The sequence below is a fragment of the Acidobacteriota bacterium genome, assembly GCA_029861955.1.
Lineage (GTDB): Bacteria > Acidobacteriota > Polarisedimenticolia > Polarisedimenticolales > Polarisedimenticolaceae > JAOTYK01.
This window is the reverse complement of the sequence record JAOTYK010000034.1, coordinates 1-14,293: the sequence shown is the minus strand read 5'-3', so window position 1 is coordinate 14,293 and position 14,293 is coordinate 1. Positions and strand designations below refer to the sequence as shown.

15 protein-coding genes and 1 other RNA gene are annotated in these 14,293 nt (G+C 64.1%); 2 read left to right on the top strand and 14 right to left on the bottom strand.

What is annotated here, in order from left to right:
- Positions 1-3: 3 nt before the first annotated feature.
- The 11 genes from OES25_14395 to OES25_14345 form a co-directional block, all read right to left on the bottom strand.
- Positions 4-381: a four helix bundle protein gene (locus OES25_14395; GenBank protein ID MDH3628833.1), complete on the bottom strand. Its 378-nt coding sequence runs from the start codon at positions 379-381 to the stop codon at positions 4-6.
- Positions 378-974, bottom strand: coding sequence for a hypothetical protein (locus OES25_14390; protein MDH3628832.1), 597 nt, complete (start codon positions 972-974; stop codon positions 378-380). Before OES25_14390 ends, OES25_14395 begins: the two co-directional genes overlap by 4 nt.
- Positions 974-1,315, bottom strand: a complete 342-nt coding sequence (locus tag OES25_14385) for a helix-hairpin-helix domain-containing protein (protein MDH3628831.1) — start codon at positions 1,313-1,315, stop codon at positions 974-976. The genes OES25_14390 and OES25_14385 overlap by 1 nt, the downstream gene beginning before the upstream one ends.
- 163 nt (positions 1,316-1,478) lie before the next feature.
- The gene (locus OES25_14380) at positions 1,479-2,840 is read right to left on the bottom strand and encodes a site-2 protease family protein (protein ID MDH3628830.1); all 1,362 of its coding nucleotides are present in this window, start codon (positions 2,838-2,840) and stop codon (positions 1,479-1,481) included.
- A complete protein-coding gene (locus OES25_14375) occupies positions 2,807-3,967 on the bottom strand; it encodes a 1-deoxy-D-xylulose-5-phosphate reductoisomerase (protein ID MDH3628829.1) in 1,161 nt (386 codons plus the stop codon). The genes OES25_14380 and OES25_14375 overlap by 34 nt, the downstream gene beginning before the upstream one ends.
- Positions 3,964-4,776, bottom strand: coding sequence for a phosphatidate cytidylyltransferase (locus OES25_14370; protein ID MDH3628828.1), 813 nt, complete (start codon positions 4,774-4,776; stop codon positions 3,964-3,966). The genes OES25_14375 and OES25_14370 overlap by 4 nt, the downstream gene beginning before the upstream one ends.
- A 10-nt stretch (positions 4,777-4,786) precedes the next feature.
- On the bottom strand, positions 4,787-5,587 hold the full coding sequence (locus tag OES25_14365) for an isoprenyl transferase (GenBank protein MDH3628827.1): 801 nt from the start codon (positions 5,585-5,587) through the stop codon (positions 4,787-4,789).
- Between the two features lie 6 nt (positions 5,588-5,593).
- Positions 5,594-6,349 carry a tRNA pseudouridine(38-40) synthase TruA gene (gene truA, locus OES25_14360; GenBank protein ID MDH3628826.1) on the bottom strand — a complete coding sequence of 252 codons (756 nt, stop codon included), beginning with the start codon at positions 6,347-6,349 and terminating at the stop codon, positions 5,594-5,596.
- Positions 6,349-7,251 (bottom strand): LD-carboxypeptidase, encoded by a 903-nt coding sequence (locus tag OES25_14355; GenBank protein MDH3628825.1) that lies wholly within the window; start codon positions 7,249-7,251, stop codon positions 6,349-6,351. Before OES25_14355 ends, truA begins: the two co-directional genes overlap by 1 nt.
- Positions 7,252-7,327: 76 nt before the next feature.
- Positions 7,328-7,726, bottom strand: an RNA gene (gene rnpB, locus OES25_14350) — RNase P RNA component class A.
- Positions 7,727-7,759: 33 nt separating this feature from the next.
- Positions 7,760-8,392 carry an L-threonylcarbamoyladenylate synthase gene (locus OES25_14345; protein MDH3628824.1) on the bottom strand — a complete coding sequence of 211 codons (633 nt, stop codon included), beginning with the start codon at positions 8,390-8,392 and terminating at the stop codon, positions 7,760-7,762.
- Positions 8,393-8,438: 46 nt separating this feature from the next.
- On the opposite strand from OES25_14345, the gene OES25_14340 reads away from it, so the two are divergent.
- Complete coding sequence (locus OES25_14340) at positions 8,439-9,230, top strand: RNA methyltransferase (GenBank protein MDH3628823.1); 792 nt, start codon at positions 8,439-8,441, stop codon at positions 9,228-9,230.
- Here OES25_14340 and OES25_14335 read toward each other — a convergent pair.
- Genes OES25_14335 through OES25_14325 form a run of 3 tightly spaced genes read right to left on the bottom strand, consistent with a single transcriptional unit; the run spans position 9,222 to position 13,352 of the window.
- Complete coding sequence (locus OES25_14335; GenBank protein ID MDH3628822.1) at positions 9,222-11,651, bottom strand: PAS domain S-box protein; 2,430 nt, start codon at positions 11,649-11,651, stop codon at positions 9,222-9,224. The two genes, OES25_14340 and OES25_14335, sit on opposite strands and share 9 nt — an antisense overlap.
- A gap of 10 nt (positions 11,652-11,661) precedes the next feature.
- A complete protein-coding gene (locus OES25_14330; protein MDH3628821.1) occupies positions 11,662-12,972 on the bottom strand; it encodes an EAL domain-containing protein in 1,311 nt (436 codons plus the stop codon).
- Entirely contained in the window at positions 12,972-13,352 is a 381-nt protein-coding gene (locus OES25_14325) for a response regulator (protein MDH3628820.1), read from the bottom strand. The genes OES25_14330 and OES25_14325 overlap by 1 nt, the downstream gene beginning before the upstream one ends.
- Before the next feature lie 212 nt (positions 13,353-13,564).
- Here OES25_14325 and OES25_14320 point away from each other — a divergent pair, with 212 nt between their 5' ends.
- Complete coding sequence (locus tag OES25_14320; GenBank protein MDH3628819.1) at positions 13,565-14,041, top strand: DUF4199 domain-containing protein; 477 nt, start codon at positions 13,565-13,567, stop codon at positions 14,039-14,041.
- Positions 14,042-14,293 lie beyond the last annotated feature (252 nt).

The window sequence follows — 14,293 nt, the reverse complement described above, 5'->3', positions numbered from 1 at the left end:
TCATCAGGGCTCAGGTGCCTCAACAGACGAAGAGGACCGATCCAGTAGCCCGGTGAGCTCCTTGAGGGCCGCCTCCTGTCGCACCCGTAGCGCCCGATAGCCTCGGGCATCCAGCAGGCCGAAACGGCGGGCCAGATAGAGGTAATAGCCCCCTTCCGCCAACGCCCCCCGGGCCGCCTCGAGGGATGCCTTGGCGGTGACGGAGGTCGGGTGGGCGACCGACGCCGCCACCAGGGCTCCCCCACAACGCAACGCGGAGCGACGCAGCTCTCTCAGGAGGGTCGCATCGCGACCGGTCCCGATCCGTTGGGCCGCCCGAACGACCTCCACCGCGTAGGCATCGGCCGCCCGAAACGACGCGACGTGTCCATCCTCGGTCATCGGGTCCACACCTCCTTTCTGAGGTTCCAACGCCAGACCCGGACACGGCCGGTCCCACCGTAAAGCACGACCGCAGCAACCTCCTGACGCCCGTCGGTGAGGAACACGGTGCCGCTACTGCTGGACCCATCCGGCGCGAACGAGACGAGATCCGATTGACCGAAGCGAATCGGGTCTCGAGGCACCGGCATCCAACCCCGTCCCGGCGGGATCCGTCGAACCCTCATCGGTGGCAAGCCGATGAGGGTCCGGTTTCCGTTGCGGCGCCAATCGTGAGGCCCGGAGACGGTCAGGTCGGATCCGTCCGCGATCTCTCGTGCCCGTAGACCATTGCCGTTCCCGTCGGCGACACGCCACCAACTCCAACGCGCATCGGCATGATCGAACCACAGGCCGACGTAACGACGCTCCGTCGTGCTGATCCAGCGCAGGGATTCCAGGGTTGTCGCCAACTCGCGAGAGGCGGCCGCGATCTCCGCGCTTCGCTTCAGCCTGCCGAGACCCGGAAACGCGACCATCGCGACAACACCCAACATCGCGAGGACGGCGAGGAGTTCCACCAACCCCAGACCTCGGGATGGTTCTCCGCGCATCAACCCGAGCTTTTCCCGAGCTTCAGGTGTGGCTTGAGCTTGAGGAACGTCTTCTCTCCGACACCCTTGACCCGCATCAGGTCCTCGAGCCGCTCGAAGGCTCCGTGCTGATCGCGAAACTCGACGATCCGTCTGGCGATCGACGGCCCGACTCCGGGAAGCGTCTGAAGCTGTTCGACGGTCGCCTGGTTGAGGACGACCGTCTGCCGCTCACTCTTCGATGCGGACGCACGCTTTGCGGCATCCTCCGGCTCGGCCGCCAGACCCAGCGTGCCGGCCAGCGAACCGATCAGACACAATGAAACGAGATACTTCTGCAACGATCTCCAGGAACTTCGCATGACTCCGTCTCCTCCTTGGGGTCACGATCCTTCGTGACTCCAGAGAGGACTGCAAATGGCAGACCATGCCGGCATCGTCGCCGACAAGGGATTCCGGGTGTGTAATGCGACAACCGTCCGTCGACGGACAACCTGTCACGAGACGTTGCGCGGACAGGTGACGTCAGAGCGTCTTGACGATGTCCTGAACGATGACCAACCCCATGAACAGGAGCAGGAAGACCAGCCCCACCTGCATGACCCGTTCCTTGATCATGTCCGAGAGGTCGCGTCGCATCACCGACTCGACGCCGAGGATCAAGATGTGACCGCCATCCAGAACGGGGATCGGCAACAGGTTAAGGATCCCCAACTGGAGACTGAAGAAACCCAGCAGATAAAGGAACGTCTCCCCACCGGCCCGCAGGGCATCCTTGGCGACCTGGGCGATTCCGATGGGACCCGAGAGCGTTTTCGTCGAGACCCGCCCCGTAACCAATCGCTTCAACACCACAAACAACGTTTTCGAGAGGGCGATGTTCGTGGCGATGGACTCGGACGCCGCCTCCCCCAGGGTCAGATCGATTCGTGCCGCCTGTATCGCGGTGAACTGAATCCCGATCATCCCGCCGCGCCCCTCGACGAACTTCGGGGTGACGTCGATATCGACGCGTTGCCCATCGCGCATCACACCCAGAGCGACCGCCTGATCCGGCGACTTGATCAGGAGCAGTTGCAACTCGAGTCGCCCGATCCCCTCCGAGCCACCGGCAGCGACGATGTGATCCCCGGGGAGCAACCCGGCAGTCTCTGCAGGTTCCCCGGGGCTGACCAGTTCGATGATGGCCGGCGCACCGCCAAGCCAGCTCACGCCGAAGCCGGGATCCCCGGAGCCGTCTTCGGGATCGAGACCGGTCGCCAATCGCAAGGACTGACGAACTCCCCCGCGCTCGATCTCCATCCCGATCTCATCCTTCGGACGAAGCTTGATGTCCATCAGGTAGTGATCGAGGAAGACCTGTGCATTGCGGACGTCGGACCCTTCGATGGAGACGACCGTATCCCCGAGCTCCAGTCCGGCCCCTTCCGCCGGAGAGCCCTCGACGACATCGGTGATCTGTGGATAGACCTGCGGGACGTCGATCTTGCCGTAGAACGCGAAGTAGCCCCAGAAGACGACGAACGCAAGAATGATGTTGAACGTCGCACCGGCGACGAAGACCAGGAATCGTTGCCAACGCGGTCGGGACAGGAACTCCTCCGGTGCCCCGACGCGATGTTCGTCGGACTCGTCGCCACTCAGGCGGACGTAGCCACCGAGCGGAATCAGCGAGAGACGATAATCCGTCTCCTTTCGACGAAACCCGAGGAGACGCGGACCGAAGCCCAGCGAGAAGACCGGCACACCGATGCGGAACGCCTTGGCGACGAGGAAGTGCCCCAATTCGTGAATGAACACCAGAGGTGCCAGCACCACGACGAAGGCGAACAACGCCTGGAAGAACCCGCCCATCACGTACAGACTCCTTGCTCGACGAATCGCCACGCCGTCTCGCGTGCGGCCGCATCCGCTTCCAGTAGTCGTTCGATCGTGGCGTCGTCGGCATCCCGGTGAGCCAACATGACGGCCGAAAGGATCTTTGGAATCTCGGCAAACCCGATCTTGCCCGCGAGGAAGGCATCGACCGCGACCTCGTTGGCCGCATTGAGGATGGCACACGCGGCGCCACCCTGCCTCAGGGCCGCGTACGCCAGCGAGAGGCAGGGAAACGCATCCAGGTCCGGCTCTTCGAAGGTCCAGCGCGATACTGCGACCGGGTCAAAACGGTCCAGCGTCCCGGCCCGGCGCTCGGGCCAGGTCAACGCGTACTGGATCGGGTGACGCATGTCCGCGACGCCGAGCTGGGCCTTGAACGAGCCATCCACAAACTCCACCATCGAATGGACGACGCTCTGCGGGTGCACCACGACACGGATGCGTTCCGGCGGCAGGCCGAACAGCCAGTGCGCCTCGATCACCTCGAGTCCCTTGTTCATCAGTGTCGCGGAGTCGATGCTGATCTTCGGGCCCATTTCCCAGGTCGGATGCGCGAGAGCCTGTTCCGCCGTCACCTGGGTCAATTCATCTTTCTTCCTGCCGCGGAACGGTCCACCGGATGCGGTCAGCCACAGCGCGGCCACCTCGGCGTCGTCCTCGCCTCGGAGACACTGGTGCAGCGCGTTGTGCTCGCTATCCACGGGCAGGATTCGCGCGCCGGCGCTGTGTGCCGCCGCGGTCATGTGACGCCCGGCGACCACAAGCGCCTCCTTGTTGGCCAGTGCCACATCGACACCCTTCGCGAGGGCCCGTAACGTCGGTGGCATGCCGGCGGCGCCGACGATCGCGCTAACGACCATCTCCACGTCGTCGATGCCGACGATCTCGAGTAACCCCTCGGGGCCGTGGACGATGCGCGGTCCATCGTCGATCAGATCGGCGAGTCGCTCCGCAGCCTCGGCATCGGCGACGGAAACCCATTCCGGCTGAAAACGTTTAACCTGCTGCGCCAACTTCTCGACCTGACGCCCGGCGGCCAGCCCCCGCACGGAGAACAGCGTCGGGTGGTTGGCAACGATGTCCAGCGTGCTAACGCCGATCGAGCCCGTGCTACCGAGGATGACGAGTCGCTTCACACAAGGCCTCTCAGGAGCCAGTCGTAATAGAGGTACAGCACCGGACCGGCGAACAACAGACTATCGATGCGATCCAGGAGTCCCCCATGACCGGGAAGAAGTCCCGACGAATCCTTGACGCCTGTCGCCCGTTTGACCACGCTCTCGGCCAGGTCGCCGAGGATGCCAGCCACCCCAAGCACGATGCCGAGGATCAAGGCGTGATGCAAGGGAAGTCCCTGAAAGAACCAGAAATGCGCCGCGAGCGCCGCGAGCGTACTTCCAAAAAGGGCACCGATCGCACCTTCCCAGGTCTTCTTGGGAGACAGCGCCGGGGCCAGCGGATGCCGTCCGAACGATCGACCGATGTAGTACGCGAAGGTGTCCCCCGCCATCACACAGAGGAACAGTAGGACCAGCATGTCCTGCGACGGCTCTCCACCGATCTCACGCAGGAGCGCGATCGAAGAGATCGCCCCGCCGACGAGTACGGTCGGGAACAGCGTCCCGCACACCGAACGCAGCATGGCCGGTGGATCCGGTCGAGTCCACATCGCCGCCATCATCGTCACCGCGGTGAGAGCGATCAGGATCGCCAGAGGGTCCAGATGGGGCATCGCCGGAAGATGCCGAAGCACCAGCAGGGCCGCCGCGAGCATCGCGAAGAGCGAGAACGGCGGCCCGCCGTCGGTCCGGAGCATCCGGGCACACTCCCAGACCGCGATGATTGCAGCCACGGTCGCGACGACGAGGAACATCCACACCGGCGCGTGCTTGACCAGGAGCCAGAGCGAGGGAAGAAGGAAGACTGCCGTGATGACTCGCTGCATACGACGACGATCAACGCCCCTCGGTGGCGGGATCGACGACAGGCTCGACGACGCGCCCGAAGCGACGGTCTCGACGGCCATAGGCCTCGATCGCCTCCCACAGGTGACGTCGACGGAAGTCCGGCCACAGCGTCTGTGTGACCCAGATCTCGGCGTAGGCGATCTGCCAGAGGAGAAAATTGGAAACTCGCATCTCGCCGCTGGTTCGAATCAGCAGATCGGGGTCGGGCATGCCGGCGGTATACAGCCGACTCTCGAACTGGGATTCATCGAGGGCGTCGGCGTCGACACCATCCCGCAATAAAGCGCGAGCCGCGTCAACGATCTCCTGCCTTCCGCCGTAGGACAACGCGACCGTGAAGGTCAGCCCCTTGCAATGCGCGGTCGCCCGCACCGCATCCGTGACCGCATCGAGGGCCTTGCCCGGCAACTGCTCGGTGCGGCCGATGAAGCGGAAGCGGATGTCATTCCGAAGCAGTGTCTCGCGCTCCCGGATCACGTACTCACGTAGTAGCGACATCAACGTCGAGACTTCCAGTCGCGGACGCTTCCAGTTCTCGTGGGAAAACGCATACAGCGTCAGACACTCGAGGCCGAGCTGGGCGGCGGTCTCCACCGTCTCGCGCACGGCGTCGATCCCCGCTCTGTGACCCGCGACCCGTGGCAGGTATCGCTCGCGAGCCCAGCGTCCGTTTCCATCCATGATGACCGCCACATGACGCGGCAATCGTGCCGGGTCCAGGCGCTCCAGCAGCCCACGCTCCTCGTCGGCGAGGTCGGGGAAGCGGTCAAGATCGATCCGTGAAGACATGAGGGCTCAAGGATAGCGCACTTCCCACAGGATCAGGCCACGAGCCGGAGCCGTCGCCCCTCCCAACGACCGATCCCCCGTGGTGAGCATCACGTCGATCCGACCCTCCTCGAATTTCCCGCGTCCGATTTCCACCAGGGTCCCGACGATATTTCGAACCATGTAGGTCATGAAACCGTCGCCGCGAAACGTCAGCCTCAGTTCGTCGGGAGGGTCGGAGATCTCGATACTCTCGAGTGTGCGCACACGATCCTCGATCTGGCATCGCTTGGCGGTGAAACCGGTCCAGTCGTGGGTCCCGTGAAGACGTAGGGCCGCGCGACGCATCCGCTCGAGGTCCAGCGGCCCGTAGAGGTGCCATGCGTAGCGGGATCGCAACGGATCCCCGTGTTGGGTTCGATCGATCCGATAGCAGTAGGTCTTGCCGACGGCACAGCGGCGGGAGTCGAACGCATCATCCGTGGTCCGAAGTTCACGAACCGAAAGATCGTCCGGGAGGAGGCCCCGTAGCGATTTCAGGATCTCGTCATCGGTGGCGTCGGTCTGCACCCTGGCGTCGGCCACCTGGGCCCTCGCGTGGACTCCCGAATCGGTGCGCCCGGCACCGTGCACCGTCACCGTCCGACCACCGTTGATACGAGTCAGGGCGTCGGCCAGGACCGCCTGGACCGTGCGGCCGTTAATCTGGAACTGCCATCCACAGAAGTCCGTCCCGTCATAGGTCAACTCCAATCGAAGACGTCGACCCGGCTCGCTACCCATCACGGGGTGATGACGACTCGCCGCGCGCGGGTGTCCACCGTCGCCGTGGCGCCGAAGGGCAAGGTTCGCTTCTTACCGAGATGCCCCACCGGTAGTCCGCGGCAGACCGGAATGCCCAGTGGATCGAATGTCTCGCGCAGCACGTCTTTGACCTTGCGGTCCGGCGGGAAGTGGGTCCGCGGCGTCGTCTTCAGAGTTCCGAACAGGACGGCCCGCACACCCTCGAAGGCTCCCGCCTGTCGCCACTGGGTCAGCATCCGATCGATGTGGTAGCAAGACTCGCCGAAGTCCTCGAGAAACAGGACATGTCCCTTCGTCCGCAGCTGGTACGGGGTCCCGAGTAAATAAGTCAGCACGGAGAGATTGCCGCCGACCAGCGTCCCGCTGGCGCGTCCTCGACACAAGACGTTTCGAGGCTCGACGGCGAAGTCCTGTCGTCGCCCGGCCAGAGCCTCTCTCAGACTCCCCGCATGAAAACTCGAGGAATCGTGAAGCTCGGTGACAACGGGACCGTAGAACGCCCGACACACACCGCGCTGACGACCGACGGCCAGGAGCGCCGTGTTATCGCTGTAACCGATCCACGGCCGCGGACGACGACGACGCCAGCGACTCCAGGGAAGACGATCCAGAAGACGGGCCGCACCGTACCCACCCCGTGCGAACCAGATGGCGTCGATGTCGGGCTGCCCCATCATCGCGATCAGATCGTCGGCTCGGGCCTCGTCGGAACCGGCGAGGTAGCCCTGACGGCTCAGCGCGCTCTCACCGACCCGTGTCTGAAACCCCATCTTCTGTAGCGCCTTGAGGCCGGAACGAAACTCGGAACGCTTGACCGCAAACCCCGGCGCGACGACACCCACCGTCGCTCCCGGTCCCAGCGGTCGATTGGCCGTACTCATGAATGGAGCCCTCTCCTTTACGTCTGATCCGAACTCACGGAACGCCGGCCACCCGGCGTCGCCGCGAGCGCGAGTGCCTTCGAGTCTCCCGTAAGCCGAATCCTGTTCCTCGCGAACGAGGTGACGATCATTCATCTAGGAGCGGGATCACTCCCGCCCTCCAGCAACCTACCCGGAAGCCTCGATCGGGCCGATCTCAAACGCTTCCCTATTCGGTCTTGCTCCGTGTGGGGTTTACCAAGCCGCCGGCGTTGCCGCCGACGCTGGTGCGCTCTTACCGCACCGTTTCACCCTTACCGGACACTCCAAACTCTGGTCGTGGTGGCACGACCAGTGGTGGCATCCGGCGGTCTACTCTCTGCTGCACTTTCCGTCCCGTCACCGGGCCTGGGAGTTACCCAGCACACTGCCCTGCGGAGTTCGGACTTTCCTCTCCCAACGGCAACCCGTCGGCAGCGATCATCCGGTCCACTCGAAGACGCTGGCATCGTAGCAAAAGCCGCGACTATCACGGGACGAGTCGACCCACGACGGACTCGATCGCGTCGCGCCCGATCTCACCCTCGCGCAGGATCCTCGGCGGGTCGGAGGCCAGATCGAGGAGTGTCGATGCCTGCCCGCCGGGGCAGGCTCCCCCATCGACCGCAAGGTCGATGCCGTCCAGATCGATCGCATCCACCGTGACCGGCGGCGATGCCCCGTGCCGATTGGCGCTGACACCGCTGATGGGAACCCCCAGTTCTCGGGCCACGGTCCGCGGAACCTCCGCCGCAGGCACCCGGACGGCGACGGTCTGGCGCCCCACGGCGATCGCCTCGGGCCAACCCTCCTGACGGGGTCCCAGTAGGGTCAACGGTCCCGGCCAGAACCGATCGGCCAGCCGATCCAGGTGAGGCGTCTCCGGCCGGAGGATCTGTCGGGCCTGATCGAGATCCGCCGCGAGCATCAAGATCGGTGATCCGGCGCTCTTCCTCTTGATGCGGTTCAGCGACTCGAGAGCGGCCGCGTCACGTCCGCAAACGGCAAGCCCGTAGAACGTGTCGGTCGGGAGAGCGACGACGCCGCCGTCGCGAAGGGTGTCGACGGCTCGGGACCTCCAGCCGGGATCCGCCAGCGCTACAACATCGAACCTGATCGACACGAAACCTCCCTGGCGAGAGTAGCATGGGGCCCGGGAGAGGAGATCGATGCTCGGACGTCAGAACCCAGTGATCCGGCGCCTACGCACTCTTCGGCGTGACGGGGATGCCCGCCGCGAGGCCGGTGTGCTCCTGGCCGAGGGAATCCACCTCACACGGGAGGCGCTGTCGTCAAACGCCAGCTTCGAGACGGTGGTGGTCTCTCCGGGCATCCACACCCACGCCGAGGGACCTGCGCTTCTGCAGGAGCTGGCCCGACGCGACGTTTGCCCACTGGAGACGACGGACTCCGTCCTCGCGTCACTGCAGGATGTTCGCTCACCCCAGCCGATCCTGTCCGTCGTTCGGACTCCCACGTTCGGTGTCGACTGGCTCGTCGAACGCAATCCCCCGTTCGTCCTGGTCGTCGCCGGGATCCAGGATCCCGGAAACCTCGGCTCGTTGATTCGCACCTCGGAGGCCGCCGGCGTGGGCGGGCTGATCCAGCTTCGCGGCGGCGTGGATCCGTTTCACCCACGTGCCGTGCGTGGCTCGATGGGCTCGATCTTCCGGCTCCCGACTGCGGTCATGGAGACCGACCCCTGCCTGGCGACGTTGCAGCGACAGGGGCGGACCAGGGTCGGGGCCGCCGCCGGGGCGGGGACGACGCTCCGCGAGTTCCAGTGGGAAGATCCGGCAGCGCTCTTTCTTGGTAGTGAAGGCTCGGGTCTACCGGCAACGTTGCTGGGTGCCATGGACCAACGGGTCACGATTCCGTTGGCGTCGACGGTGGAGAGCCTGTCGGTAGGGGCGGCGGCGGCGGTCCTGCTGTTCGACCGTGCGGCCCGGCGCTCAACCTGACGAACCGTCTTCGTCGCTGCGACCCGCGCTCCGACGGATCACACGAAATCTCGGCTGACCCTGCCCCGTTGCCTCGATGGGCGGATCCTCGACGACTTCGGCTTGATCGACGTTCTCGACTTCGTCTTCCGGCTGTTGAATCGGTTCCGTGACCGTGCCGGCCAACGGGAGCGTAAAGACGACCTTCGTTCCGCGACCCGGCTCGCTGTCCACGTGGATTCGGCAGCCGTGCGAACGCAAGATGTCCTGGACGATCGCGAGCCCGATTCCGTTGCCCTCGCGGGACTCGCCGGCCTCCGGTTGGGCCCTGAAGTGCCGATCGAAGATCCGTGCGATGTCCTCGCGAGCGATACCGATGCCGGAATCTTCAATCTCGATCCGCACGTAGCGGTCATCCGAGCCCCGGGCGCGGATGCCCACGTCGCCACCGGGCTCGCTGAATTTGATGGCGTTAGACAGGAGGTTGATGAACACCTGCTGGATCCGATTCCGATCGGCACACAACTCGAATCGCCCGCTGTCCATCGACGTGTCGATGCGGATCGAGCGGGCCTTGGCACGCTCGGTCATCAAGGCAACCGCCGACGACATCACATCGGCCAGGTCGAATCGTGTCAACGTCAGGCGTCCATCGTCCGACTCCGAGCGCGCGAACGACAAGAGGCCGTCGATCATCCCGATCAGACGGTCGATATTGTCGAGACTGAGTCGCAGCCCCTTTCGCTGCTCCTCGTTGATCGTCCCGAGTCGTTCCTTGAGGATCATCTCCGTGAAGCCGCGTATCGCAACCAGAGGCGTCTGCAACTCGTGCGAGACGTTTCCAAGCAAGTTGGACTTCATCGCGTCCAGACTACGCAGTTCGTCGTTGACGTGATCCAGTCGACCCGCGCGATCCTCCAACTCCTTGTTGACGGAGTCCAGTCGCCGACACGCGTTCTGCAGTTCGACACGGGCCAGCTCGGCCTCCTCGACCTGTCGCTCAAGGCGTCGCTCGGCCTGTTTGCGCTCGCCTACGTCGTGGAACACCAGGACCCACCCGAACTCCTGCCCCCGTCGACCACGTAACGTCGCCGCGTTAAGCCTCAGATCGTAGCCCTCGCCGCCATCGAGGTCCCAGCGACCCTCTCGAGGCTTGTCGGCGAGATCGAGTAGTTGATCGGCGACGGCCGGCTGCCCCCGGCCACGCAGGACCGTCGCCAGCGACGAGCCCGTCTCGCCGAGTACCTGCCCCGCAACCAAACCGAATCGTTCCAGGAATGCACGGTTGGTCATCTGCACCCGTGGACCCACCGGCGACTGGATCAGAACCACGACGCCGTCGGCCGTCGCCTCGAGCAGTGCGTCAAGCCTGGCCTCATTGCGATGCAACTCTTGTCGCGCCCGGCGCTCGAGTGTTTCGTCGTGCACGAGGAGCAGGACCGCAGGCGCCCCACCGTAGTCCACCGCGCGCAGATCCATCCGCGTCGAGAGCTCTCGACGATCCGATCCCGCCACCAGGTTGCATCGAAGGGACTGGGATCCCTTACTCTCGGACTCGATGCGCACCAGCGTCTCTTCGACGATCAGCAGGTCCCGCGTCGCGATGTGATCGCGAAGTTCGAGACCGACAATGTCGGCCTCTTTAACACCGAGGATCTCGGCGAATCGCGGATTGGCGAACAACACGCGTCCGGAACGAATGATACTGACGCCGTCCCCCAGAGCGTCCAGAAGTCGCCGATAACGCTGCTCGGCCTCCTCGCTTCGTCGCTCGAGCCGCACACGTTCGGTGATGTCGTCGACAAGCAACAGGAAACCCACCGGCTGTTGATTCCCGTCTTGCAGCATCCGAACGGCGACAAGGGCGTCAAAGGCCTCACCATCCTGGCGACGCATGATGGAGCGTTCCTCGATGCCACGCTCGCGCAGAGACTTCCGTGCGAGCTTGGGCAGAAACGCCTTGTAGGAACCGTCTTCGAAGAGAACCGCCGCAGGTCGCCCGATGACATCCCGGGCGCTCCAGCCAAACAGTCGCTCCGCACCGGAGGAGAACTCTCGCACGTCCCCGTCAAGATCGGTGCTGACGACGGAACGCGTCTCGGCAGCCGCAAGGAGATTGCGATCTCTGTCTTCGTCGACCGCCTGCTGTTGTCGGCGGTCGTCCAGGTCCCGACCGAGCCGGTCGATGGCATCCTGGACCACATCGAACGAGGCCTCGACATCCCCACGGGATTGTCGGGCTTCGCCGTCTCGCAGTCCTTCGAGCTGGCCGACCAGGACGCGCACCGCGTCCCGCTGACGACGTCTCCACGCCAACAACAACACCATCGAGACGAAGAAGATCACCACGACGATCAACCCGGCGGCCAGAACCGTGGCTCCCGGCGCCTCCCTCAGGAGCGGCGGAAGCAGGGTTCCCAGGTTGACGGGATGCAGCTCCATCCGGCTTCCCCTAGTGGTTCGCGGGCAGCTGGCCGCCCTGGAAGGCGGCGGCCGGTGGTGCGGGCTCGGCAAACAGGTACCCCTGACCGAAACGAGCACCGGAATCGATCAACGTATCGACCTCCTCGCGACACTCGACTCCTTCCGCGATCACCTCGGCCCCGATCGAGTGGGACAGGTCGACGATCGTGGAAAGAAGTTCCTGCTTGATCAGATTCTCGTGAACGTCCCGCACGAGCGAGACATCCAATTTCATGTACTGCGGACGGATGCGTTCGAGGAGCTCACGACCGGCGTAGCCGGTCCCGATGTCGTCAAGAGCCACTGCGTAGCCCTGGTCCTGCACGTTCCGCAGCACCTCGACAAAATGGTCACCGTTGGTGTCCGCGCCACGCTCGGAGAACTCCAGAACAAGATCCTCGGGTTGAAGCGAGATCGCCTCGAGTTGCCGGAAGAGGTCGCCTTCCGTCTCCCACCCCTCGGCGTCCTCCGCATGGGCCAACGCGTTGACGAAGATCTTCCCGCGCCCGACCATCTCGGCCGAGGCTCGCAACGCCGTCTCGCGGCAGAGACGATCCAGATCCCCCGAACGACCCATTCGCTTGGAGACTGCAAACATTCTGCGCGGGCTCTCCAGCTCACTGTCGTGCGGACCACGACTGAACGCCTCCCAGCCGAGCACCGCGCGATTCTTCAGATCGACGACGGGCTGGAACAACGTCTCCACCGCGGCACGGGAGATGATCTGATCCAGAGCTTCACTCCACGAGGATTCGCGTCGCCGTTCGACCCGTGCGTCCATCGCCGCGGCCTCCGCGACCGCGTGCTGCAGTCTTCGTTCGAATCGATAGAACGGATTCTGCGAGAGACGGGCGTGGCCGGCTTGCACCTGCGGTGACGGATTCAGTCGATCGAGGCCATGCCCGGCGAGGGCACCCGATACGGCGGCCCGCAGGGCCTGCGCACCGCTGCTCAACCGCTCGGTGGTCCACTCGCTACGCTCGTTCTCGTCCCACACGACGACGACAAATCCACACCCTCCCGCATGATCGATGGCGAGCAACGCGCCGTCGGCGAGGGAATCCGCGATCGACTCTCTCAGCGCTGCGGCCGCCACCGTGACCACCTTGTCGTAGACCTGCCAGCCGTAGAGCGATTCGACGGTCGACAGTTCCCCCAGACCGACGTGAAGAAGCCCGAGGCTTCGTCGTTTGTCCAGGAGCCCGCGGAAACGATCGATCAGCACCGCATAGACCGGAAGGTCGGTCGTACGATCGTGGGTCACACCTCGCAGCCTCAGGAATTCTCGGCGGTAGTCCATCATCGACTCCGATCGATCAGTCGACCGACACGGGCCAGGAGGTCATCGACGGCGAAGGGCTTACAGAGGTAGTCGTCGGCTCCCTCCTGCATGCCCTGAACCTTGTCCCGCATCTCGTCCTTGACCGAGAACATCAGGACCGGCATCTTCGCCGTCGCCTCGTCGGCACGGATCATCCGAAGGGTCTCCCAGCCATCAATGCCCGGCATGTTGATATCCAGGAGCACCAACTCGAATGATTCGGCGGCAAGACGCTTCAGGGCCTCGTCGCCGGAGGCACAGCCTTCGACTTTGTAGGCGGCGCCCTGCAGCACCATCACGGCGAGATCGCGGATATCCGGCTGGTCATCGACCACCAGGACTCGCGGCGCATCCGTCATCGAGGTCCTCCCCTTCTTCGCGCCGGCAAACGACGCTATTCTGGAAAGTACCACCCTTTTGTTTGGACCGGCAATGAGTAATCCGACGGTGTTTTCGTGGCAAAGCCCTGTATTCAGGGCAGTTGCGGCCGTCCGGGTTCCGACGGGGCATCGCCGGCCTCGAACCCGTGGTACAACGGCGACGATCGGACACGAACTCTGGAGGAATCGTCATGAGTGCTGCCGTCAAGGGAGGCCTCGGCCTCGGAATCGCCGTCGTCGTCTTTAACCTGATCTTCCTCGGCGCAGGAATGCATCGGAACCCGCTGCTCGGTTTTCTGGCGATCGCGATTTACATCGGATTGACCATCCTGTTCCTCGTTCTCGCGCTGCGAAAATCGCGCACCGAAAATCCCTACCTCAAACAGGTCATGAGTAGCGTCGTCCTCGGCGTGGTCGCGGCCGTCATCATTACGATCGGTTCCATCGTCTTGACGACCATGGTCTTCCCCGACTCGATTCAGCAGCAGTCGGAGGCGACGCTGGAGTTCCTCGAAGGCGCCAACCTACCGCAGGAGGCTCTCGACGCGCAGATCGAGAAGCTCGAGTCGCTCACGGCCAACGGTCAGGCGATCCAGGGCGGGATCTTCACGATCATTACCTGCCTGGTGGTTGGACTGATCGCCGCGATCTTCGTGCGCAAGAAGTAAGGGGGATCCCCCTTCCCTTCGCGCAGGAGATCTAGTGTACGGAAGAGATCAAAAGGGGGGGGATCCGTCAGTCGGATTAGTTGTACCGCGGATTTCCCGGCGTAACCGACCCCTGCGGACTATCCAGCGGACACCCGATCCGCAGTCCTTACTCCGTCTCCTGCAACTCTTCCATCGGCGGGCAACTACAGACCAGATTGCGATCGCCATAGGCGTTGTCGATCCGCGCGACCGGCGGCCAGTACTTCCGCT

What these genes read in the sequence shown, in the direction of transcription:
- truA (MDH3628826.1), bottom strand. Translation starts at nt 6,349, where the DNA reads ATGGGTAGCGAGCCGGGTCGACGTCTTCGATTGGAGTTGACCTATGAC.
- OES25_14395 (MDH3628833.1), bottom strand. Translation starts at nt 381, where the DNA reads ATGACCGAGGATGGACACGTCGCGTCGTTTCGGGCGGCCGATGCCTAC.
- OES25_14320 (MDH3628819.1), top strand. Translation starts at nt 13,565, where the DNA reads ATGAGTGCTGCCGTCAAGGGAGGCCTCGGCCTCGGAATCGCCGTCGTC.
- OES25_14330 (MDH3628821.1), bottom strand. Translation starts at nt 12,972, where the DNA reads ATGGACTACCGCCGAGAATTCCTGAGGCTGCGAGGTGTGACCCACGAT.
- OES25_14370 (MDH3628828.1), bottom strand. Translation starts at nt 4,776, where the DNA reads ATGCAGCGAGTCATCACGGCAGTCTTCCTTCTTCCCTCGCTCTGGCTC.
- OES25_14340 (MDH3628823.1), top strand. Translation starts at nt 8,439, where the DNA reads ATGCTCGGACGTCAGAACCCAGTGATCCGGCGCCTACGCACTCTTCGG.
- OES25_14385 (MDH3628831.1), bottom strand. Translation starts at nt 1,315, where the DNA reads ATGCGAAGTTCCTGGAGATCGTTGCAGAAGTATCTCGTTTCATTGTGT.
- OES25_14390 (MDH3628832.1), bottom strand. Translation starts at nt 974, where the DNA reads ATGCGCGGAGAACCATCCCGAGGTCTGGGGTTGGTGGAACTCCTCGCC.
- OES25_14355 (MDH3628825.1), bottom strand. Translation starts at nt 7,251, where the DNA reads ATGAGTACGGCCAATCGACCGCTGGGACCGGGAGCGACGGTGGGTGTC.
- OES25_14365 (MDH3628827.1), bottom strand. Translation starts at nt 5,587, where the DNA reads ATGTCTTCACGGATCGATCTTGACCGCTTCCCCGACCTCGCCGACGAG.
- OES25_14325 (MDH3628820.1), bottom strand. Translation starts at nt 13,352, where the DNA reads ATGACGGATGCGCCGCGAGTCCTGGTGGTCGATGACCAGCCGGATATC.
- OES25_14335 (MDH3628822.1), bottom strand. Translation starts at nt 11,651, where the DNA reads ATGGAGCTGCATCCCGTCAACCTGGGAACCCTGCTTCCGCCGCTCCTG.